At 63.8% G+C, this 19,383-nt stretch carries 23 protein-coding genes; 10 read left to right on the forward strand and 13 right to left on the reverse strand.

Features of this window, described 5'->3' with window-relative positions; genetic code table 11:
* Window positions 1–116 precede the first annotated feature (116 nt).
* The 4 genes from KBY93_RS14410 (at window position 117) to KBY93_RS14425 (ending at window position 7,773) form a co-directional block, all read left to right on the forward strand.
* Entirely contained in the window at window positions 117–2,384 is a 2,268-nt protein-coding gene (locus KBY93_RS14410; protein ID WP_255095122.1) for a DUF1156 domain-containing protein, read from the forward strand.
* 6 nt (window positions 2,385–2,390) lie between these two features.
* Window positions 2,391–5,612, forward strand: a complete 3,222-nt coding sequence (locus KBY93_RS14415; RefSeq protein WP_255095123.1) for a helicase-related protein — start codon at window positions 2,391–2,393, stop codon at window positions 5,610–5,612.
* 360 nt (window positions 5,613–5,972) lie between these two features.
* On the forward strand, window positions 5,973–6,917 hold the full coding sequence (locus KBY93_RS14420) for a hypothetical protein (protein ID WP_255095124.1): 945 nt from the start codon (window positions 5,973–5,975) through the stop codon (window positions 6,915–6,917).
* A gap of 292 nt (window positions 6,918–7,209) precedes the next feature.
* Window positions 7,210–7,773 carry a pyridoxamine 5'-phosphate oxidase family protein gene (locus KBY93_RS14425; RefSeq protein ID WP_255095125.1) on the forward strand — a complete coding sequence of 188 codons (564 nt, stop codon included), beginning with the start codon at window positions 7,210–7,212 and terminating at the stop codon, window positions 7,771–7,773.
* Between the two features lie 123 nt (window positions 7,774–7,896).
* On the opposite strand, the gene KBY93_RS14430 is transcribed toward KBY93_RS14425, so the two are convergent.
* Entirely contained in the window at window positions 7,897–8,844 is a 948-nt protein-coding gene (locus tag KBY93_RS14430; RefSeq protein WP_255095126.1) for an ArdC family protein, read from the reverse strand.
* A gap of 209 nt (window positions 8,845–9,053) precedes the next feature.
* Window positions 9,054–9,587, reverse strand: a complete 534-nt coding sequence (locus KBY93_RS14435; RefSeq protein ID WP_255095127.1) for a cupin domain-containing protein — start codon at window positions 9,585–9,587, stop codon at window positions 9,054–9,056.
* Between the two features lie 123 nt (window positions 9,588–9,710).
* On the opposite strand from KBY93_RS14435, the gene KBY93_RS14440 reads away from it, so the two are divergent.
* Window positions 9,711–9,908, forward strand: coding sequence for a hypothetical protein (locus KBY93_RS14440; RefSeq protein ID WP_255095128.1), 198 nt, complete (start codon window positions 9,711–9,713; stop codon window positions 9,906–9,908).
* Between the two features lie 61 nt (window positions 9,909–9,969).
* On the opposite strand, the gene KBY93_RS14445 is transcribed toward KBY93_RS14440, so the two are convergent.
* Window positions 9,970–10,281, reverse strand: coding sequence for a hypothetical protein (locus tag KBY93_RS14445; RefSeq protein WP_255095129.1), 312 nt, complete (start codon window positions 10,279–10,281; stop codon window positions 9,970–9,972).
* Window positions 10,282–10,544: 263 nt separating this feature from the next.
* Here KBY93_RS14445 and KBY93_RS14450 point away from each other — a divergent pair, with 263 nt between their 5' ends.
* Both KBY93_RS14450 and KBY93_RS14455 read left to right on the forward strand, forming a co-directional pair.
* Window positions 10,545–10,775 (forward strand): hypothetical protein, encoded by a 231-nt coding sequence (locus KBY93_RS14450; protein ID WP_255095130.1) that lies wholly within the window; start codon window positions 10,545–10,547, stop codon window positions 10,773–10,775.
* Between the two features lie 8 nt (window positions 10,776–10,783).
* Window positions 10,784–11,164, forward strand: coding sequence for a type II toxin-antitoxin system PemK/MazF family toxin (locus KBY93_RS14455; protein WP_255095131.1), 381 nt, complete (start codon window positions 10,784–10,786; stop codon window positions 11,162–11,164).
* 36 nt (window positions 11,165–11,200) lie between these two features.
* Here KBY93_RS14455 and KBY93_RS14460 read toward each other — a convergent pair whose 3' ends face one another.
* The 4 genes from KBY93_RS14460 to KBY93_RS14475 all read right to left on the reverse strand — a co-directional run bounded on the left by KBY93_RS14460 (window position 11,201) and on the right by KBY93_RS14475 (window position 12,640).
* On the reverse strand, window positions 11,201–11,365 hold the full coding sequence (locus KBY93_RS14460; protein ID WP_255095132.1) for a hypothetical protein: 165 nt from the start codon (window positions 11,363–11,365) through the stop codon (window positions 11,201–11,203).
* A 118-nt stretch (window positions 11,366–11,483) separates the two neighbouring features.
* Complete coding sequence (locus tag KBY93_RS14465) at window positions 11,484–11,768, reverse strand: hypothetical protein (protein ID WP_255095133.1); 285 nt, start codon at window positions 11,766–11,768, stop codon at window positions 11,484–11,486.
* A gap of 62 nt (window positions 11,769–11,830) precedes the next feature.
* Window positions 11,831–12,064, reverse strand: coding sequence for a DUF4326 domain-containing protein (locus KBY93_RS14470; RefSeq protein ID WP_399223281.1), 234 nt, complete (start codon window positions 12,062–12,064; stop codon window positions 11,831–11,833).
* A gap of 15 nt (window positions 12,065–12,079) precedes the next feature.
* A complete protein-coding gene (locus KBY93_RS14475) occupies window positions 12,080–12,640 on the reverse strand; it encodes a sigma-70 family RNA polymerase sigma factor (RefSeq protein WP_255095135.1) in 561 nt (186 codons plus the stop codon).
* A gap of 187 nt (window positions 12,641–12,827) precedes the next feature.
* Here KBY93_RS14475 and KBY93_RS14480 point away from each other — a divergent pair, with 187 nt between their 5' ends.
* A complete protein-coding gene (locus KBY93_RS14480; protein WP_255095136.1) occupies window positions 12,828–13,223 on the forward strand; it encodes a hypothetical protein in 396 nt (131 codons plus the stop codon).
* Window positions 13,223–13,582 (forward strand): hypothetical protein, encoded by a 360-nt coding sequence (locus tag KBY93_RS14485; RefSeq protein WP_255095137.1) that lies wholly within the window; start codon window positions 13,223–13,225, stop codon window positions 13,580–13,582. The genes KBY93_RS14480 and KBY93_RS14485 overlap by 1 nt, the downstream gene beginning before the upstream one ends.
* 168 nt (window positions 13,583–13,750) lie before the next feature.
* Here the strand turns inward: KBY93_RS14485 and KBY93_RS14490 are convergent, their stop codons facing one another.
* The 4 genes from KBY93_RS14490 to KBY93_RS14505 all read right to left on the reverse strand — a co-directional run bounded on the left by KBY93_RS14490 (window position 13,751) and on the right by KBY93_RS14505 (window position 15,981).
* Window positions 13,751–14,035, reverse strand: a complete 285-nt coding sequence (locus tag KBY93_RS14490) for a hypothetical protein (protein WP_255095138.1) — start codon at window positions 14,033–14,035, stop codon at window positions 13,751–13,753.
* 96 nt (window positions 14,036–14,131) lie between these two features.
* Window positions 14,132–14,863: a L,D-transpeptidase gene (locus KBY93_RS14495; RefSeq protein ID WP_255095139.1), complete on the reverse strand. Its 732-nt coding sequence runs from the start codon at window positions 14,861–14,863 to the stop codon at window positions 14,132–14,134.
* A gap of 109 nt (window positions 14,864–14,972) precedes the next feature.
* Window positions 14,973–15,176 (reverse strand): hypothetical protein, encoded by a 204-nt coding sequence (locus KBY93_RS14500; protein WP_255095141.1) that lies wholly within the window; start codon window positions 15,174–15,176, stop codon window positions 14,973–14,975.
* A 277-nt stretch (window positions 15,177–15,453) separates the two neighbouring features.
* Window positions 15,454–15,981: a hypothetical protein gene (locus KBY93_RS14505; protein WP_255095142.1), complete on the reverse strand. Its 528-nt coding sequence runs from the start codon at window positions 15,979–15,981 to the stop codon at window positions 15,454–15,456.
* Between the two features lie 247 nt (window positions 15,982–16,228).
* Between KBY93_RS14505 and KBY93_RS14510 the strand changes: the two genes are divergently transcribed.
* Window positions 16,229–16,543, forward strand: a complete 315-nt coding sequence (locus tag KBY93_RS14510) for a hypothetical protein (RefSeq protein ID WP_255095143.1) — start codon at window positions 16,229–16,231, stop codon at window positions 16,541–16,543.
* Between the two features lie 44 nt (window positions 16,544–16,587).
* On the opposite strand, the gene KBY93_RS14515 is transcribed toward KBY93_RS14510, so the two are convergent.
* Together KBY93_RS14515 and KBY93_RS14520 are read right to left on the reverse strand one after the other, a co-directional pair.
* Entirely contained in the window at window positions 16,588–17,286 is a 699-nt protein-coding gene (locus KBY93_RS14515; protein ID WP_255095144.1) for a DedA family protein, read from the reverse strand.
* Window positions 17,273–19,383 (reverse strand): cation-transporting P-type ATPase (locus tag KBY93_RS14520; protein WP_255095145.1); only part of this gene is annotated, 2,111 nt, incomplete at its 5' end. The genes KBY93_RS14515 and KBY93_RS14520, both read right to left, overlap by 14 nt.

Raw genomic sequence — 19,383 nt, forward strand, 5'->3', positions numbered from 1 at the left:
GCCAGGGGCGGAAGGTTTTGGGATTGCTCATGGCCCATGATCTCGGCCAAAGCCGTTGCTGTCACTGGGTTCTGGGCAGATGCGTGGCCGTCTGTGGAGAAGGTGCGCGCTGATCTATGCGCAACAGGCTCCTAGGCGATGGTCCGGGCGACGCCAGCCGTCATTGCACCTTCGAGATTGTGGGCAGCGCCGCTGAGCAGAGCGAAGGCACAGTGAAGGGTGGGGATGCCACCTGCCCCTATCCCGATTGCGGCCGTGTGATCGATGGCGATCAGGTGAAGGCCCAGGCCCAGGCCGGCGGCATGGGCGAGCAGCTGTTTGCGGTGGTGTTCAAGCGCAAGCTGCCCATCGAATACACCAAAACCGGCAAGCCCAAGAAAGACAAATGGGAGCGGGGCTACCGAGCCCCCCATCCAGGCGACGAAAACAGCGCCGCAATCGAAGCCGCCTTGGCCGAGAAGCTGCCGGAGTGGGAGGCGATGGACCTGGTGCCGAATGAGCTGCTGCCAATGGATACTGAATCCTGGACCCATGGCAATACACCCGCGCAGTACGGCGCCACGAACTTTCTCGATCTTTTCTCTCCCCGCCAACTGCTCTGCCATGGCACCAGCGTCGAGATCTTCAGGGACTTGGTGACTGAGGAGAGGGGCAAACCGGGCGGGCTCACGGATGCGGGTCGTGCGGCTCTTGGATATGTTGCACTCGCTCTAGATAAACTGCGCGACTACAACTCGCGCATGACACGTTGGCACAGCATACGTGAAGTCATGGTAAACACATTTGATCGTCATGACTTTGCCTACAAGGCTTCTTATGCAGAGATGGCGGCCCTCATCGCAGGACTTGGATATGACTGGGCTTTTGGTCAGGTGGCCAAATGCATCGGAGAGTTGCTTGATCTTCTCAACTCACAGCAGGCCTCAACCGTTACTGCCGGCCCCCTGTTCGGCGCCACCACACCAGCCATCCCCAAAGGCTCCACAGCACCCGTGGTGATCTCCTGCGACTCCGGTGATTCACTGGCCCATCTCGACGCAGGCACGGTGGATGCGGTGGTGATGGATCCGCCTTATTACGACAACGTGATGTATGCGGAGCTGAGCGACTTTTTCTACGTATGGCTCAAGCGCAGCGCCGGCTTGCTCTACCCCGAGCTGTTCATGGCGGCTCTCACCGATAAGGAGAATGAAGCCGTTGCCAACCCGGCCCGACATGAGGGCAAGAAGGGCGCCAAGGCCCTGGCCGGCCTCGACTATCAGCACAAGATGGCCGAGATCTTCACCGAAATGCGTCGTGTGCTCAAAGACGACGGTGTGATGACCCTGATGTTCACCCACAAGGCCACCGGCGCCTGGGATGCGCTCACCAAGGGCTTGATCGATGCTGGATTTGTCATTACCGCCTCCTGGCCGATCAACTCGGAAGCCGAAGGCTCGCTGCATATCAAAGACAAATCCGCCGCCAACAGCACGATCTTCCTGGTCTGTCGGCCGCGCCCGGCCCAGAAGCCGGAAGACGGCGTGCAGTACTGGGAAGACCTCGAACCCCGCGTGAAGGCTGCTGTCCGCCAGCGCATTGAGCAGTTCCAGGCAGGTGGCATCCGGGGCGTGGATCTCTATCTTTCCTGTTTCGGTCCGGCGCTGGAAGAGTTCTCCCTGCACTGGCCAATCAAACGCGGCCAGCCCAAGCCGATCGCAGAGAAAACCAAGAAGCGCGGCCGTGCCCAGCTCACGCTTGACGAGCTGCTGGGAGAAGCCGATCCCTACGCCGTTTCTCCGGAAGATGCCCTCGATGCCGCTCGCCGCGAGGTGAAGGCCTGGCGCATGGAGAAGCTCACCTCCGGCTCCCGCCGCGCCCAGCTCGATCCCCTCACGGAGTGGTTCGTGCTCGCCTGGGATGCCTTCCAGGCGCCCCAATTCCCCTACGACGAAGCCCTGCGCCTCGCTCGCGTGGTGGGCCTCGATCTTGACAAGGACGTGGTGGGCGTGCTGGCTGAGAAGAAGGCCAGCGATCTGATCCTCTGGGACAGCTCTACCCGCGCCACCAAGGGCAAGCTCGGCGCCCCCGATGGCACCAAATCCTGGATCGATGCTATCCACCACTGCGCCCACCGGGCCCGCAGCATTGATCTCAACGCCGCCAAGCAGCTGCTCGATGACAACGGCCTGGCCAATAGCCCCGTCTTCCTTACTGCCCTGGAGGCCGTGCTGGAAGTGCTGCCCCTTTCGGCCCGCTACACCGGCTTCGATCCGGTGAAGGCCGCCGCGCCAGCCGCTTCAGATTTCGAGGCTTTGGAGAATCTGCGTCGCCTGGCCCTGGCAGAACAGGTGCCGGCACCCAAGCAGCTGGAGCTGGTTTTGGCTGAGCTGGCCGAGGCGTAAGCAGCCATGGCAGGCCTCGCCGATCACGCCTGGAAGGGGCGCTTCAGCAGCTCGATCGAAAGTCTGTTGGAGGGCTTCTACAGGCCGGCCCTGATGGACGCTACCCGTTACTGGCGCATCACCGGCTACTTCACCAGCCGCTCCCTTCTCCAGGTACTTGAAGGAGTAGAACAGCTGGTGGCGGCCGCACCCGATGAGATCGGGCATGGCCAGATGCGGCTGATCACAGGGGTGTTCCTCAGCGAAGCCGACATCACCGCCCTGGCAGCCGGAACCCCTGCTGAAACCGTTCTCACAGATCACCTCTCGAACCACTTCCCCTTCAAGGGTGTGGAGCCGGGAGGTCAGGGGGCCGCAGCCCTCGGGGCCGAGCTCCTGAGCTGGCTAGTGAGCCATGGGCACCTGGAGATCCGGGTGGGGCTGCCTCTCATGGAAGGGCGGATCGTCAACGACGGCGCCATCTTCCATGCCAAGGAAGGTGTGATCGAAGACAAGCAAGGGCAGCGATTGGGTTTCAGCGGCAGCGTCAACGAAACCCCCAACGGCTGGACCAGCAACTTCGAAACCATCCAGACCTCCTGCTCCTGGAAGCCTGGTGGTGCTGAGACCATCGATGATCTGGAAGCAGGCTTCCTGCGGCTCTGGGAAAACCACGACTCCGGTGCCCGCACCTTCACCCTGCCCGAGGCAATCCGCCAGCAGCTGGCCATCTATGCACCCGCCGAGGAGGCCCTGCCCCGTCGCCTCAAGCCCTTCCTGAAGGATCTGCCCGCGCTGGAGCCAGAGCCCGTCGTCGAGATCGCCCGTGACATCGATGAACGTCGCCGCATTGTGTGGAGCTACGTGCTCCAGGCCGCCACCAGCGATCTGCCAGGAGCCGAGCGGGTTGGCGAAGGCACCAGTGCAGTGACCCCCTGGCCCCATCAGCAGCGCGCTTTCCAGCGTCTCTGGCAGCAGTGGCCGCCAAGGCTGCTGATCGCTGATGAGGTGGGCCTGGGCAAAACGGTGCAGGCCGGGTTGCTGCTGCGCCAGGCCTGGTTGAGCGGCCGCGCCCGCCGCATGTTGGTGATGGCACCCGCGTCGGTGCTCAAGCAGTGGCAACGGGAACTGCGCGAGAAGTTCGGGCTCGACTGGCCCATCTACACCGGCAAGTCGCTCGATTGGCAGCCCACCCGCTTCCGACCGGCTGGGCTCTCCCGTCCAGTGGACCGGAGCAGCTGGACAGCAGAGCCATTTGTGCTGGTCTCCAGCCACCTGATGCGACGGCGCGACCGCCACAAGGATCTGCTGGAAGCCGAGCCCTACGACCTGGTGGTGCTCGATGAAGCCCACCACGCCCGCACCCGCCGGGAGAACAGCAGCAGCGGCGGTGAGCGCCTCCGCCCCAACACCCTGATGCAGCTCATGCAGCAGCTGCGCCAGCGCACCAACGGTCTCCTGCTGCTCACCGCCACACCGATGCAGGTGAGTGAGCTGGAGGTATGGGACCTGCTCGCCCTACTGGGCATGCCGCCCGAGTGGACCGAAGACGCCTTCGAGCGGTTCTTCGAGTGGGTGGAGAAGGAAAACCCGGATGAGGCCACTCTGGCTTATCTGGCCGGGTTGTGGCGCAGCAGCGTGTCGGCCTTTGGCGAGGCACCAGTCAATGCCATGCCGGAATCTCTGCGGAAGTCTCTGCAGCGCAAGCGCAAGGCCCTACGGGCCCTCAACGACACCGACCCCCTCTCTCGGCGAAATCTCGGCATCGAGATCCGCCAGGGTGCTCTGGCCCTGGCCAAACGCTGGACCCCGGTGCAGGGGCTGATCTCCCGCCACAGCCGCAACCTGCTGCGGGCCTACAAGCAGCAGGGATCAATGGATCTGGCCATCGGCACCCGCCACGTGGACGACCGCTTCCTGGAGAGCACCTCGGAGGAGCGGGCGCTGTATGACTCCGTGGAGGACTTCATCTCCACCCAGTACGCCCAGGCCTCTGGCCAGAAGAAGTCGGCGGTGGGCTTCGTGATGACGATCTACCGCCGCCGCCTCGCCAGCAGCGTGGCCGCCCTGGTCTCCACGCTGGAGAAACGGCTGGCCGGCCAGCAGCAGCAGCTGGAGGAAGACGCGGCTGCCGCAGAAGACGACGACATCAGCGGAGAGCAGACCTTCGATCTGGAGGGCATGCAAAGCGCCTTCCAGGAGGCCTCGCTCCAGGGGGAGCTCGATGCCATCGGGGTGCTGCTCGATCAGGCCAGGCCCCTGGTCGGCCACGACAGCAAGGGAGCCGAGTTCCTCAAGGCCATCGAGCAACTCCAGGCCCAGGGCTACAAGCAGGTGATCGTCTTCTCCCAGTACACCGACACCGTCGATGCCCTCAAGGAGCTGCTGATCGGAGCAGGGCGCACCAGCCTGATGGTCTTCACCGGTCGCGGTGGCGAGATCCTGCAGAAGGGCGGGGTATGGAAGTCTCTGAACCGCGAGGCCACCAAGCGCGACTTCAAGCAGGGCAAGGCCGACATCCTGCTCTGCACCGATGCCGCCGCTGAAGGCCTGAACTTCCAATTCTGCGCCGCTCTGATCAACTACGACATGCCCTGGAACCCCATGCGCGTGGAGCAGCGGATCGGCCGTATCGATCGCATCGGCCAGACCCACGCCCAGATGCAGATCATCAACCTGCATCTCGAGGGCACCGTTGAGGCCGATGTGTACCGGGCACTGAAGGGCCGGATCGCGATGTTCGAGCAGGTGGTGGGCAAGCTGCAGCCGATCCTGGCCAAGGCATCAAGCTCCATCTCCCAGGCCACCCTGGCCAGCCGTGATCAGCGGGAGAAGGCTCGGGCGTCAGCTGTGGCGGCTGTGGAGCAGGAGCCAGAGATCAAGGGTCTGGATCTCGACGACGTGTTGCAAGACCTCGATGCCATCCGCGATGTGGTGAACGCGCTTAAGCCCTCACCGCTGACACTTGCGGATTTGGAGGCCATCCTCAGACAACCGGAGTTGCTACCACCCGGATGCAGTGCTCGCTCGATTGGTGCCTATGACTTCGCCTGGAGCCAGCCAGGTCTCGACAAGGAAATGCGCGTTACCTGCAACGCCCATTACTACGAGGACAACAGCGATAGCTGTGAGCTGTGGGTGCCCGGTAGTCCGCTGTTTCCTCCTAATCAAGTCCTTGCGCCGCTATCCCAAGATGAAGCATGCCCTACGCAGGAAGATTTTAGATCTGCCTTAGCATTGCAATCCTAATTGCGTCATGATTGCAAGGAAATGACAGATTCACCCAGGCCAATCAGCGTCAAGTCACTAGAAGTCTTAACCATAGAAGGCCAAGGGGTCCTATTGAGCCCCATTGGAAGGCACGATGTGAGGTTCTCGCTTCACCGGCAGCTGTCTCATGTTGTCATCACGATCAGTCAATCTGCCCTCGGGATCATTGCGTTCCAGGCAGAAACATTCGCGCTTACGGGGACTCTCGCAGATGGGCGCCCTATCAACGTCAAAGAGCTTCAGCGTATTGGAGCACAAGAAGGAGGCCTTGTTGAGCTCAGGCCATGGAGCTGTCCTGTCGAAATTGGAACACAAAGCAGCTGTCACTCAAATATGGCGTTGAACTTCATTCTCACAGGATTATACGAGGGAGATTTTACGCTGTCAGACGACAAATGGGTAATTGAGCTCTGTAGTGGCAGCGAAGCAGTGGTAAACAAGAAAGCGTCCCAGGGATTAAAGATACCGCTTGAAGGATCGACGCTAAAGATATCCGCGGACGGAAAGTCGCGTGATGAACACGAGAGATATGCAATGGACATCATGCTGCTTCTTTCGCTGGCTTGTGGGACTGGCATTACCTGCCATCGTTGGATTCTTTATTGGTCAGGGGATCAGCAGCTAGAGCTTTGGAGAAGCCGCTCAGGAGAGGAGATCGGACCTGGACCAATTATCGAACAATGGAATCTTAAGCAATACCTGGAGAAAACCCTTCCCGCCTGGCATGAGATGCCAGAAGAAGAGAAGAAGATACTGAGGATCGTCATTGCTCATCTGAATAATTCGGGCACCGGTTACCTCGACAATCGTCTCTTCCAAGTAGCTCAGACATGGGAGTACTTAGCGAAAAAGTGGATACCAGATGCTGAACTTTCCGACAAGGAGAAAGATTTAAAGGCAAGTCTGAAGATCTCCTGCCGCCAGTGGAGAAAAGACAACCCTACGGCCGATCCTCAAGGACTAATCACAGATCGTGTATCAAAAGCATTTGACTGGCCGATACTCAGAAGGCAGATTGAGGGATTAGGAGCCCAGGTGGGACTGAATCTTCTAACATTAGGCATTGACATTGACCACCTCAAAGATGCCCGGGACTCTGTTGCTCACTCAATTACTTTAGAGGGAGTCAGCCCATCTTCCGGGCCTCACCACGAGCTCTTGGCCCGCGCGCAATATGGTCTACAGCTTTTGCTTTTGCTCAGGCTAAAATATTCAGGGCAGGTGGTGAATTACGAAGATGGCTGGTCCTGCAGAAAACACATCAACAGCTTTATCTGCAGCTAGTATTTCTATCTGACAGATTCAGGCTGAGCCATGAGGCTGATTTGCGACTGTGGCTTTCCACAAGTTGGATAGACAGTTTATTCTGAGCCTTTCTAAGGCTAGGATCTTATGTCTCGGGATTACGCTGGAATCTTTTGGTCAAGGCTCGGGTCCAGATCAAGGCGGCTTCGGCGCTGGGATTGTTCCTGCTGGCCCTGCAAACGCTCGCGTTCCTGGCCGCTAGTGGCGCCCTGGGCCTGGCGGCCATCGCCGCTGGGGCCTTTGCCCTGAACAGCCGCCAATCGCAGACGGCATGACGACGCTGCCGCCATGGCGGCCTTTGCTGCGCGGGGCCCGCGAACGGGAAGGCCGCTCACCAGCGGCGCGGTGGCTGCAGCTCGCCACCGTCGCCCCCGATGGCACCCCACGGGTGCGCACCCTGGTGTTCCGTGGCTGGGCTGATGGCGCTGCGTTGGATCTGCTCACCGACGGCCGCAGCGCCAAGCCGGCTGAGCTCCGGCAGCAGCCCGTCGTGGAGCTGTGCTGGCTGCTGCCGAAAGCCCGCTGCCAGTTCCGCCTGCGTGGAGAGCTTCTGACCTTGCCCACGGAAGTGGAATGGGAGGAGCGGATACGGCACTGGCAAGGTCTCACCCCCGCAGGCCGCGCGCTCTGGGGCTGGCCCGAACCGGGAGCACCGTTGGATGACGCAGCCGCCTTTCCAGCAGAGCTCAAGGACGGCACCCTGATGCCTGAACATTTCCAGCTGCTGCGCATCGATCTTGCGCAAGTGGAGTTGCTGGAGCTACGGGATCATCCACACCAGCGCCGTCGTTGGACGCGCGAGGGCGGCTGGATGGAGGAGCGCCTGAATCCTTGAAGGGTGCCGCGGGGAGAAGTCTGATCCGTGCGCGGCCGCGGCAGGGCGTTGCCGCTTCACCTAGTTGCGCCTGTCTGCGCTCAGCAGCGGGCTGTCGACTCATGGCCACCGGCCGAGGACTTTTCAGCCGGCGTGATCCTCACCCTGGTGCTCCAGCTGCCCAAGCACCTCCGGATAAATCAGATCCGCCGCCTGCCGCGCCTCGCTGAGCACCTGGAACAACACCTTCGGCGATTCCTTGAGCAGCTCGATCCAGTGGCCGAGATAAGCCGCATGGCTCTCGATCTCGCTGCCGATCTCCAGCCGATCGCCCAGCAGCACCGCCCCGAGCTCGGCCACCAGCTCCTCACGGGCATAGCGCGGCTTCCCGAAGGCACCGCCCAGATCCCGCTTCAGGCGGGATTCATGGCCGGTTGAGTGGACGGCTTCATGGGCCCAGGTGGCGCAGAACGCCGCCGGTGAGTGAAAGCTGGCGCGATCCGGCAGCTGGATCCGATCGATGCCAGGCAGATAGCAGGCTCGATCACCCCCGAAGCTGACCGGCACCGGCCAAGCAGCCAGCACGGCTTCCGCCGCTTCCAGGCGCTCGGGCTCTGGCTTGGCCTCCACGCCTTCTGCCACCTTGCGGGCTTCGATCAGGGCGGAAAGGGCCTCGCCTTCGAGATCGGCGGCATTGAAGACCGCCACCGGCCGGTAGCTGGCCCAGCTGCGCAGGGTGACTTCACCGCCCTCGCCTGGCTCCTCGCGGCTGTGCTGCTGGGGCCGCAGGATGTGAACGGCCTTGCTGCCCTTCTTGGGGAAGATCCCGAGCTTTCTGGCCTCCGCAAAGCCGCACCAGAACGGCAGGGCTGATCCCCCGATGTGCATGCCGAGCATGAGCAGGATCGGGTTGGCGCCGCGGTAGCGATGGCCCGAGAGCAGATTGACGTGGTGGCCACCGCCGCTGCCATCCCAGGGCCGGCGCCAGGGGGCCGAACCTGCCTCCAACAGAGCGATCAAGGAGGCAACGATCTTTTCCTCGGCCGTTGGGCCATCAAAGGATTTGCGTGAACGGGACTGGGACGCAGCCATGGCAGCCAAAGCGCGGGACCCCGAGTGGTGACTGCGGCGAGGGCAAGGGTTCGCGCAGCTCTGCTGTGCGAACTCGCGTCAGCCCTTGCGCCGCCGCAGACCATGAGGACTCCTGCGCGACACACCTCCACTTCAGATCCGTTTCTTGATCTTCTCCACCGCCCGCATTTCCTTGTTGGCGATCTGCACCCCGTTGGCAGCCGATCGGCTCAGGGATGGGCGGGACCGTGCTGGTGGTGAGCTGGCAGGGGCTGCCCGTCATCGTCGAGCAGCTCCACGCTTTCCTGCTCGTTGGGGTCGGAGCGGGTGACGATCGCGATCGCCGGCTCCGTGGCGCTGAGATTCACCGGTTGATGGGGCAGATCGGCTGGAATGAAGATGAAATCACCGGCGCGGTTCACCACCCGCTGGCGCAGACCGGCTCCATATCGGGTTTCCACCGTTCCCTGCAGCAGGTAGATCGCCGTCTCGTAGTTGCGGTGGCGATGAGCCCGGGCTTTGGCACCGGGCGGTATGACGATGCGGTTGAGCGAGAGCGTGCGGGCGCCGCTGTTGGCACCGGAGATGCCCACGAATCGCCCCAGACCCTGGCGGCTGTCGTGCTGCGTGGCCGGCCGCACTGTGATGACACCGCCGTCGCCAGGCCGGCCGATCACCTCGTCGGTGCGGGCAGGCGACGCCTGCGCCAGCAGTCCCAACCCACAGACCAGGGCGAGAGCACGGCGATCAGTCAGCACACCCACCTCCGCAATCGCCCCAATCTGTTCCAGATCAGGCGCAGACGACCCATTGGGTGGTGGTGAACACGCAGCCAGCTCCGCCTGGTGATCCGCTCTGGCAAGAGGTGCGTAGAGGCAAGAGGTTCGATGACAGGAGTACAAGACGAGCTGGCAGCCGTGCTCGGGGAAGCGCCGGCGGGGCCTGCTGAACCCGGCCCGGCTGGCCCCTGGTTCGTGACGGCATCGATCACCGGTGGCCTGGTGCAGATCAGCAACAACCACGAGTCCCGAGTGATCCGCAAGGCGGAGCTGGAGACCTACCTGCGCAAGGGCAAACCCTGGTGACAGGCGGGGCCTGAGGCGGCAGAGCCCCGAAAGGGCTGGCGGCTGCCAGCCCCTGAAGGCCTCAGGTTGCAGCGAGCGGTGCTGCGCCCAGGGCGCCATCGCGAGTGGCCTCCGCCTGGCACCTTTCCATCACCTCCTGCTGCGCCAGGAGGTGATCATCGATTTCCTTGAGGCGTGCGAGGAACTGCTCCATGGCGGGCATCAACTCCTCCTCCAGGAGGGTGATTTCCTCCTCGCCATAGGGATGATCGATCCAGAAGCGGGGGATCGGCTTGCCCTCGTGCCTGCGGAGGATCCAGGTGAGAGCGCTGTGGCAGGACTCGACCAGGGCGAAGGGATCTTCCCGGGTGAGCGCAGCGAGGCTGGGTGACATGGGACCAGGCGCCCTGTGGACGCTGTGACGGGACGCCCGCAAAGCCGCCGGGAAGGCAAGGGCGGCGGAACGCAGTGGAGCCGCTTGCCCAGCCCTTGCCACCGGCGGAGACTGCGGCAACCCGGCACGGCCGCTGACCCGCTGCGATCCAATCATTCAGGCGCTGTGGCCGTGCTGGTTGGGGCCGATCTGAACTGAGCAGGGAGCGAAATGGCCTCTAAAGTTGAGGGCAGTCTGTGCGGTTCGCGCAAGCCGCTGCCGTGATGACCCCAGCCGATCAGGCCATCCAGAAGCTCGAAGCTCCCTTTGCAGTCCATCGCCGGGAACGTGGTGGAAGAAGCATCGTGCAGGTGAGCAGCTCGGTGACTGCCATGGAGGCTCTACGGGCCCGGATCCGGGCCCAGAGCAAGACCGTTGCCGACCACATCGCAGCAGATCCGCAGGCCAAGGCCTTCATGGATGACTGGGCCACACCGGAGCCCCTCAGCCGCTGAACACGGGCGTGGAACTGAAGGCCGGGCAGATCGTCACCGTCGACTGGCGCAAAGATCCTGGCGATTCTGCCCAAGCCCCCCATCCACCGGAGCCGAACAAGCTCAGGCCTGCTGTGGTGGTGCAGGACTCCGAACTGTTCGACCCTGCCTATCCCACGGTCCTGGTTGTGCCGATGACGGGCGACCCCGACCTGGCTATCCCCGATCTGACCGTGTTGCTCCAGCCCAGTGCCACTAACGGCTGCAAGAAGGTGAGCTACCTGCTCCCGCAGAATCTGACCTGCGTGGCCAAGACACGCATCGCCGCAGTCACCGACTCGTGCATCACCGCGGCCGAGCTGCAGCAACTACGCCAGCTGGTGGTGCTGGCTATCGGCGGGCTTACCTGAGGCACGGAAAGGACCGGCAGCGTCAGCTGAACACCGCTACGCCGTGACCCAATTGGCACCTGATGGCGGTGATGGCTCCTCCTCCAGCAGGGTGACTTCCTCTTCGCCATAGGGGGTGATCGATCCAGAAACGCAGGATCGGCTTTGCCATGGTGGCTGCTCTGGATCCTCGTGGGTGAGCGCAGCGAGGCTGGGTGACATGGAACCTGCCCCTGCGGACGCGGTGACGGGACACTGCCTTGCCCAGCCCTTGCCCCGGCGGAGACTGCGGCAACCCGGCACGGCCCTGTCCAACCACCTCCACTCGCGTCAAGTCCGGTCAGGTTGCTTTCCTCTTAATGGCCTGCAGGGCCCGGACCTCCTGATCGGCGAGCTTCGAGGCCTGCTTGAGCCGCTGGGGTTGCTGACGGATTTCTTCGGCGCGGCGGAGGGTGCGCAGATCCTCTTCCGCCTGCCACTTGGCCTGCTCAGCACGCAGCTTCCTGTCCATGGCGGCATTGCTGGGCATTGCCAGCTCGGAGCTGCTGGCCTTGGCCTTGGGCTTGCTCCTGGTCTTGGCTTTGGCCGCCGATCTGGCCTTGCTGCTGGGCTTGCGGATCGCCACGGCGGCTCTTGCTGCTGTTGCTTGCTCTTGCCACGGCGGTTTGCCTTCGCCATGGGCCCCGTTCAGCTGCCGCCCTGCTTCTGTGCGGCGAGCCAGTGCAGAGCGGAGCGAATCACCTCGGCGTGACAGGCCAGTGGGGCGCACCAGCAGAGCAGCTCCAAGCGGCCGCTGACGGCTTGCTGCTGCTGCTCACCTGAGCTGTCGCTGGCTTGTGTCAGCAGGTGGGCCAAGGCCTCAACAGGTTCAGCGTTTTGTTTATGGCTTTCTGGGCCGCCCAGAGGCGGCCCTGCTGGCATCGGCCCTCTGGGCCCTCAGGCCAGCTCCTGGCGGAGCCGCGCCAGGCCGGCTTTCTCCCGCCGCTGCACGCTCATGGTGCTCATGCCGAGATCCTGGGCGATGGCCCGCAGGGACCGGCCTTCCAGCAGGTGGAGGCGGATGATGGCTGCTTCTGCGGCGGGCAGGCGATCGAGGAGGGCTTCCAGCGCTCTTTGATCCTCAGGGCACTCTTCCGGCTCCGGAGCGGGGATGGAATCGAGCCAGGGAGTGCCACAGGGGCTGAGCAGATCGAGGCTGCTGTGGGAGAAGGGGCAGGTGCCTTTCTCGTGCTCACGGCGTGGCACACGCACCAGGCGGCCTTGATCGCGGAGGTGATGACGAAGGGCACCTTCGATCCGAGGCTTGAGGAAGGGAACCGGAGGAAGATTGGGCTTGAGACAACGGGCAGCGCGGACCAGCTCGAGGCGGGCCACCTGCTTGGCATCATCCCGATCGATCAGATCAGGAAAGCGGCGCTGGAAGCGGCAGGCCAGGACATCAGCGAGGGAGATGAACTGGTGGATGACGGCATCACTGGGGGATGAGGTGCGGGCCATGGCCTGATGGCGAAGGACGCACGACCCCAGGCCCCGACGCAGGAGGAGGCCAAGCTGAGCAAGGACGAGACGAAGGCCAGCCCGCCCCATCCCGCCGATGAGCGTTCCACTGGCTCCGACCCGCTGAGTGGCCTGCTGCTGTGCAGATCGATGGCAACAGGAGGTAGGCACTGCTGACGCCCCCCTGATGGGTTCGACACCTTCCGGCACCACCGGTCCGATCCTTGCGCTGGTCGGCGCCGAAGTCCTGGCGCTGATGACCTACGTGGGGGTGTGTGAGCTGCGAGCGGTGGATCAGACCTACTGCGAGAACCGCTGGGCGCTGGCCCTGCCTGCCATTGCCCTGGTCGGCCAGTCGGCTGCGACGTACTTCATGGACAACGGCCGCAGCGGCAGTGCCAGTGCCAGTTCCAGTTCTTCTATTCCTTCCGCTTCCAGCTCGTCGCCACAGGCACCGCAGGCGAGGGTTCGTACGGCGAGGTCACCCAGTCCTGCTCCTGCTCCGTCGCCTACCCCAGGACGGCGCACCCCAGCGAAGAAAGCAACAGGAACAACCCGGTCGAGCAAGCGGGGGGAAGGCTGATGGGCTGGCTGCTTGACCTGGCGATCGCCTTTCTGGTGCTGGGGCTGATCGAGGCCGTGGTGAAACCGATCGCCAAGCGATTTGTGCAGCGCCGCATCCTGAAGGTGGCGCCGCTGGTGTTCGCGCAACTCGATCCCTACCTGCCGGCCCTGCTGCAGGAGTGCAACGGCGCCCAGCTGGAGCAGGTGGTGCGCACCAAGCTCGAAGTCGTCACAGGTGAAAGCTGGGCAGGGGAGGACCTGAGCCTGTTCTTTCGCCTGTTCGATCCGCGTGTTGCTGCTGATCATGCGCTCCCTGCCTTTGCGGCTGGCGGAGCAGCAGCCGATCAATCCGGAGACGCTGCCGCCAGCAGCGGCTGAGTTCAGCGGCGGCTCGATTCCTGCTTCTTCTGCTTCTGCTTCTGCCTCACTCGCCAGTCCGCCGCCGCCGGTGCATAGCGCTGTGGCTGCCCACTCGGCTGTGGTGCTGGCCGGGGTTGATCTCTGCGCGGATGGCCCAGCAGCCGCTCACGGCTGAAGCGCTGCTGTTCACTTGCCGCCGCGATTCAGTGCGGCGCCGCCCAGCAGGGCGACGAGGAGTTTCAAGGTGGAATCGAAACTCGCCGCCACCTGATCCAGTGCGCGCGGGCAGACCTCAGCGAGCTGGCGGCGATCGTTCAGGGCCACCCGATGGCAGACCATGGTGGCCACGCTGTAAAGGCTGAGCTGGGTGAGGATCACCACGGCCAGCAACTTGAAGACAAAGCGTTCACGATCGAAGGGTGGCTTGCCGCTGTTGCTGAAGAAGACATCAAGCAAGCCGCGGCGTTTCACCCGCCGATTGGTCGTCGATGGCGTTGATCCTGATGGTGCGCCGGGCTGCTGGTCATCAGCAGGCGGCTGTGCTCTGCCTGCCACGGTTCCTCAGTTTCAGGCCTCCTGAAAGACCCCGACATAGACGGTGCCCTGCCTGTAGAGGGGCAGCACCTTGTCGCGCAGGTCGATGTTGTGGAGCCGGACGCAGCCGTGCGTCGGCAGCAGGGTTTGTTTCGGTGCCCAGGCGCCGGGCCAGCCGCAACCTGATCCACCGCCGTGGAGCATGACCCCGGCGCGGCCGAATCTGGCCTCCTGGTTCTCCAGCTCGACCATGTCGAAACTGAACCAGCCGAATGACAGGGCGGTGCTGCTGCAGGGCGGGTTGGGGTTCTGCTCGTAGTCGGGGTAGTGCTCAGCGAGCTTGTAGAGGCCGGGCGGCGTGTCGGTGCTCTTGCGCCTCCACTCGTTCTCGGCCCCCAGGCCACGGGCAAGACAGGGAACTTTCCAGAGCAACTTGCCGCTGTGGTCATAGGCCTCCATGTCCTCGTCGCGGTCGTTCACGAGGAGGTAGGAATCGCCTGGTTTGACCGGTGCCTTCTGCCTGGGGCCGATCAGCCCGGCTTCCTCGGAGCCCCGCGGATCGAGGCCACCACTTGGCGCGGGCGTTGCGGGTGGCTTCTCGCTGAACTGCAGCGCCCATGGAGCGTCCTCACGCAGGATCAGCCCCTTCCCGTCCACGGCCTTGATCGCGTCGTAGAGCTGCTCGACGCCACAGACCTGCTGCTTCTGGCCTTTGAACGCCTCCCAGCGGTCCTGGAAGCGATCGGGGCTCATCAGCTTGGCCATGGCAGCAGGACGCAGGGCGCCGGCGGGGTGGATGCTTCCCATTGCCACTGCCCGGCGGAGCCAGAAAAAAAGCGGGGCCGATGCCCCGCAAACAACGCCCGGGCGCGGCTCAGAAGGGCAGCTCCTCGGGCCGGATCCAGAGCGGAGCGCTGGCGGGAGTGGCCAGTTGCCGCTCGAAGAGCAGATCAGCCACCAGCCCTGCGACGCGGCGGCAGGGTGCTGATTCGCCTTCTGCGATCCAGAGCAGATCCTCCAGGGCCTCGGAGCTGCAAGCGGAGAAGCGGGCGCGAGTGGAGCGGTGCGTGGTGGCCATCGGAGGCGCAGCGCAGGACACGGAAGCAGGCGGGGGGTGGGTCAAGGGGACGGCACCACAACGAAGCGGCGCGACAGCGGCGCCACACAGCCGCGTAGCGGCGGAGCAGGTCCGGCCTTGCGCAGCCCTTGAGGCGCCCCCCGACCATGCAGTGGCCTGTGCGTAGCCCATTCCTTGTCGCCCGCGATCAGAGGGTCTGCAGCTGCGACTGTTGCTGGTGCTGTTGTTGGGGTCTACGAGCAGAACAATGGGGCCGCCGCGTGCGGCCCCGCTGGCCTCAGGCCGCCAGGCCCATGGCCACCATCAGTTCACGGCGCTCCCTTGCCACCTTGCGGCGAAACTCAAGCTTGCCGGCCTCATCCGCCGCCCGATAGGCCACCAGCTGGTGATGGCTGAGGGTGACCGTGAAGCTGTGATCGGCGGGTGCAGAGGACTGGGTGAGCCCGCCCATGAAGCGCCAGAGCACCATCAGCGCCCGATCGGCCTCACCTTCTGTCAGAGCCCGCCAGCCACTGGTGTGCTGATCGGGCATGACACCGATGGCCTTGCCGTGGATGACGGTGCCACCCAGATGGGGCCAGCGGAAGCTCTCCAGCTCCTGACGCTCAGCCCACTCCCCGCCATGGGCGAGCCAGATCGGGCCGACACGCCAGGCGGTGATGGCATCGAGCGGGCACTGGCAGAACCAGGCCAGCAGCGCCGCCGGCATCGCCTCATCGGCAATGAGGTGGGACTTGATGGAGCAATAGGCGTGATCACTGCAGGGCAGCGTGGTGCGCTGGATCATCAGGATGTGCGCTGCCATGGGGCGCCAGCGAAGGACGCCTGAGTGAGCGCAGCGAGGGCAAGGGCCGACCACCACGCCGCGGGCGGCTGAGCCCCGTCAGGGGCGATCTGCCCAGCGCAATAACGGGCCGGCATGTCTTGACCCTTGCCCCGCTGCGGACCATGAAGAAGGCCGAGCCGTATCCATCGGTCTCAATGAGCTCGCCGTCAGCTATCTAGTGCGCCCTGCGAATGGCCATGGGCAGGCCACGCGGTGTGCGGCTCTCATGACCCTCATCTCTTCAGCCACGACTAAAATGCAAAAGTTTGCAGATATTGATCTGTCCATCGTGCCCTGTCAACGTTGCGGCTGCCGCATGATCACCAAATCAAGCTCGGTAAAGGGCCAGATGATCTGTGTGGATTGTGGTCAACCTGTGGCTGAAGTCCCGCGAAACATGGGAGTTAGCAAAATTCTCATTGCAATCAGCTTGCTTCTCGTTCTGCTGATGATTGCTGGGCTTACAACCCTGCTCGCCCCCAGCAATACGTTCAGTGACCAGGACGGTCGTCCGTCGGCCGAGCAGTCAGGAGCGGAGTGATTGGATCCAGAGCTCCTCTGGATAGGATTGCCTCAGCCGAGCCTTCAAGGTCTGGAGCTTCGCTGCAGGGCACGGGCCACGAGCCAGATCGTTGCCACAGGGATGAGCACGAGCAGAAGGCGGCTCAAGAGGCTGGTGAAGAGCGCAATCCAGTCCAGGATCTGGCGGTAGTTGTCCCCCAGCAGGAGGCCAGCATTGACGAGTGCCAGGATCCAGAGCAGGCTTCCGGCACTGGTCCAGAACAGAAAAGACTGTTGAGGCATCAGTTCAATCCCGGCAGGTATTGAAACGAATGGTCTGATACCTGGAACGAGTCGACCCCAGAACACCACCGCCGCTCCATGGCGAGAAAACCAGCGCCGGCTGACAGCCAGATCAGCAGCCTCGAGGCCGAAGCAACGGCCATGGCGACCAATCAGATGTTCCAGTCGCCGCTCATTCACCAGGCGTCCGATCCCGTACCAGAACCAGGCCCCGAGCACGGTGCCGATCAAGGCGGCGCTTACCACGGGAATGAACTGGAGCTTGCCCTGCTGAATCAGAAAGCCGCTCAGGGGCATCACCAGCTCTGACGGAATCGGTGGGATCACGTTCTCGAGAAGCAGCGCCAGGCCGATCAGCAGATAGCCCTGCGCGGGATTGGTCTCGACAGTGTCACCGATCAGCGTGAGAAACGCTTCGGCCCACTGCTGCAACCTTCCCGCCGGGATAATGGAGCCGAGCTGCAGGTCAGGCATCGGCATGGGCGCGACGGCGCCACAGACGCCAGACCTTATCAAGCTCCAGGTAGAGGAAGAACAGCAAGCTGAACCCTACGCAGATGGCCAGATCCTGAAGGCTCAGTGGCGTCGTCTCGAAGAAGTTCGAAAGGACAGGCACGTAGAGCAGGGCCATCTGCAGGGCAGAGGTGAGCACGACGGCTCCGATCAGCCAGGGGTTGGAGAACGGATTCACCTGCACCAGGGGGAGATCGCTGCGAGCGGCCAGGGCGTGACCCATCTGGGCCAGACAGAGCGTGGTGAACACCATCGTCTGCCAAGGGGCCCCAGCCCTGAAGGCATAGACCATCAGCACGATCGTGATAGCAGCGAACACCACACCGATGCGCAGGATGTAACTACCGATCCCGCGCGCGAAGATCGACTCACCCGGTTCAGCCGGAGGCCGTTGCATCAGGCCCTCTTCCCCAGGCTCCAGTGCCAGCGCCAGAGCGGGGACCCCATCGGTCACCAGGTTCATCCAGAGGATCTGAAGGGGTGAGAGGGGAGAGCCCACCAGGCCGAGCAGAGGCGCCGAGGCGATCGTGATCAGCTCCCCGACGTTGCTGCCAAGGATGTACTTCACGAAGCGGCGGATGTTCGCGTAAACAAGCCGCCCTTCCTCGACTGCGTTGACGATCGTGGCGAAGTTGTCATCGAGCAGAACCATGTCGGAGGCTTCCTTGCTCACCTCCGTGCCGGTGATGCCCATCGCCACCCCGATGTGGGCCTGCTTCAGCGCCGGGGCGTCGTTGACGCCATCACCGGTCATGGCTACCACCTGGCCATTGGCCTGCAGGGCCTTGACGATGCGCAGCTTCTGCTCGGGCGGCACTCGTGCATAGACGCTGCAGCGGCTGACGGTCTCCTGCAGCCGGATGTCGTTGAACTGTTCCAGCTCCCGGCCCAGCACCACCTCGGCATCTCCATCGACCAGGCCGATGCCCTGGCCGATGGCGCGGGCTGTGAGGGGATGGTCGCCGGTGATCATCACCGGCCGGATGCCGGCCTGCCGGCAGCGGGCCACTGCCTGGGCCACTTCCGGGCGGGCCGGATCGAGCTGGGCCATCAGCCCCAGCAGCACCAGATGGTCGAGCTCAAGCTCGGGGCTGTGATGGTGAGGCGCGCAAGCGAATGCAAGCACCCGTAGGCCGGAAGCGGCGAGAGCGCGCGCCTGCTCCAACCACCACTGCCGCTGAGGATCAGAGAGAGCGGTCACACCCGAGCCTGAGATCCAGCGGTCGCAGCTGCCAATGATCACCTCCGGAGCGCCTTTGCTGATCGCCAGGGTGCTGGAGCCATCCGCCACCTCCCCGAGCGGAGCCTGGAGCGTGCCGTCTCTGTCCTGCACCCACACAGCCATCAGTTGGCGCTCGGAGCTGAAGGGAATCTCCGCCGTGCGCTCGTAGCGGCTGCGCATGGCGAAGCCATCCAGCTTGGCCTTGCCGGCGGCCACCACCAGAGCTCCTTCGGTGGGATCGCCCAGCACATCCCAGCTGCCGTCCTCTGCCTTCTTGAGCTCGGCGTCGCTGCAGAGCACACCGGCCGAGAGGAGCAGATCCCTGGCTCCAGGGGTGATGCCCGCTGCCGCACCCTCGGGGGCGGCGAGCTCGGCCGCGCTGAAGGAGCCGTGGGGGTCGTAGCCCTGGCCGCTGACGGCGATCGATTGACTGCCGCAGCGCAGCTCCTCCACCACCTGGCGGTTCAAGGTGAGGGTGCCGGTCTTGTCGGTGCAGATCACCGTGACCGAGCCGAGGGCTTCCACCGCCGGCAGGCGGCGGATCAGAGCAGCGCGCTGCACCATGCGCTGGGTACCGATCGCCAGGGTCACGGTGATCACCGCGGGCAGGCCCTCCGGCACGATCGCCACCGCCATGCTGAGCGCCACTTCCAGCAGGCCCAGCAACGGCTGACCGAGCAGCCAGCCCCCCAGTACCACCAGTGCCACCAGCACCAGCGCCGAGACCACCAGCACGTTGGCCAGCCCATCGAGCCGTTCCTGCAGAGGCGTGGTTTCGCCCCCGGCAGTGTTGATCAGCTCGGCGATCTGGCCCAGCTCCGTGCCCATGCCGGTGGCGGTCA

Origin of the sequence: Synechococcus sp. J7-Johnson (genome assembly GCF_024345795.1) — a bacterium.
Taxonomy (GTDB): domain Bacteria; phylum Cyanobacteriota; class Cyanobacteriia; order PCC-6307; family Cyanobiaceae; genus Regnicoccus_A.

What these genes read in the sequence shown, in the direction of transcription:
- KBY93_RS14495 (WP_255095139.1), bottom strand. Translation starts at nt 14,863, where the DNA reads ATGGCCAAGCTGATGAGCCCCGATCGCTTCCAGGACCGCTGGGAGGCG.
- KBY93_RS14410 (WP_255095122.1), top strand. Translation starts at nt 117, where the DNA reads ATGCGCAACAGGCTCCTAGGCGATGGTCCGGGCGACGCCAGCCGTCAT.
- KBY93_RS14445 (WP_255095129.1), bottom strand. Translation starts at nt 10,281, where the DNA reads ATGTCACCCAGCCTCGCTGCGCTCACCCGGGAAGATCCCTTCGCCCTG.
- KBY93_RS14515 (WP_255095144.1), bottom strand. Translation starts at nt 17,286, where the DNA reads ATGCCGATGCCTGACCTGCAGCTCGGCTCCATTATCCCGGCGGGAAGG.
- KBY93_RS14430 (WP_255095126.1), bottom strand. Translation starts at nt 8,844, where the DNA reads ATGGCTGCGTCCCAGTCCCGTTCACGCAAATCCTTTGATGGCCCAACG.
- KBY93_RS14415 (WP_255095123.1), top strand. Translation starts at nt 2,391, where the DNA reads ATGGCAGGCCTCGCCGATCACGCCTGGAAGGGGCGCTTCAGCAGCTCG.
- KBY93_RS14450 (WP_255095130.1), top strand. Translation starts at nt 10,545, where the DNA reads ATGACCCCAGCCGATCAGGCCATCCAGAAGCTCGAAGCTCCCTTTGCA.
- KBY93_RS14425 (WP_255095125.1), top strand. Translation starts at nt 7,210, where the DNA reads ATGACGACGCTGCCGCCATGGCGGCCTTTGCTGCGCGGGGCCCGCGAA.
- KBY93_RS14485 (WP_255095137.1), top strand. Translation starts at nt 13,223, where the DNA reads ATGGGCTGGCTGCTTGACCTGGCGATCGCCTTTCTGGTGCTGGGGCTG.
- KBY93_RS14505 (WP_255095142.1), bottom strand. Translation starts at nt 15,981, where the DNA reads ATGGCAGCGCACATCCTGATGATCCAGCGCACCACGCTGCCCTGCAGT.
- KBY93_RS14475 (WP_255095135.1), bottom strand. Translation starts at nt 12,640, where the DNA reads ATGGCCCGCACCTCATCCCCCAGTGATGCCGTCATCCACCAGTTCATC.
- KBY93_RS14500 (WP_255095141.1), bottom strand. Translation starts at nt 15,176, where the DNA reads ATGGCCACCACGCACCGCTCCACTCGCGCCCGCTTCTCCGCTTGCAGC.
- KBY93_RS14440 (WP_255095128.1), top strand. Translation starts at nt 9,711, where the DNA reads ATGACAGGAGTACAAGACGAGCTGGCAGCCGTGCTCGGGGAAGCGCCG.
- KBY93_RS14470 (WP_399223281.1), bottom strand. Translation starts at nt 12,064, where the DNA reads ATGCCAGCAGGGCCGCCTCTGGGCGGCCCAGAAAGCCATAAACAAAAC.
- KBY93_RS14480 (WP_255095136.1), top strand. Translation starts at nt 12,828, where the DNA reads ATGGGTTCGACACCTTCCGGCACCACCGGTCCGATCCTTGCGCTGGTC.
- KBY93_RS14510 (WP_255095143.1), top strand. Translation starts at nt 16,229, where the DNA reads ATGACCCTCATCTCTTCAGCCACGACTAAAATGCAAAAGTTTGCAGAT.
- KBY93_RS14460 (WP_255095132.1), bottom strand. Translation starts at nt 11,365, where the DNA reads ATGTCACCCAGCCTCGCTGCGCTCACCCACGAGGATCCAGAGCAGCCA.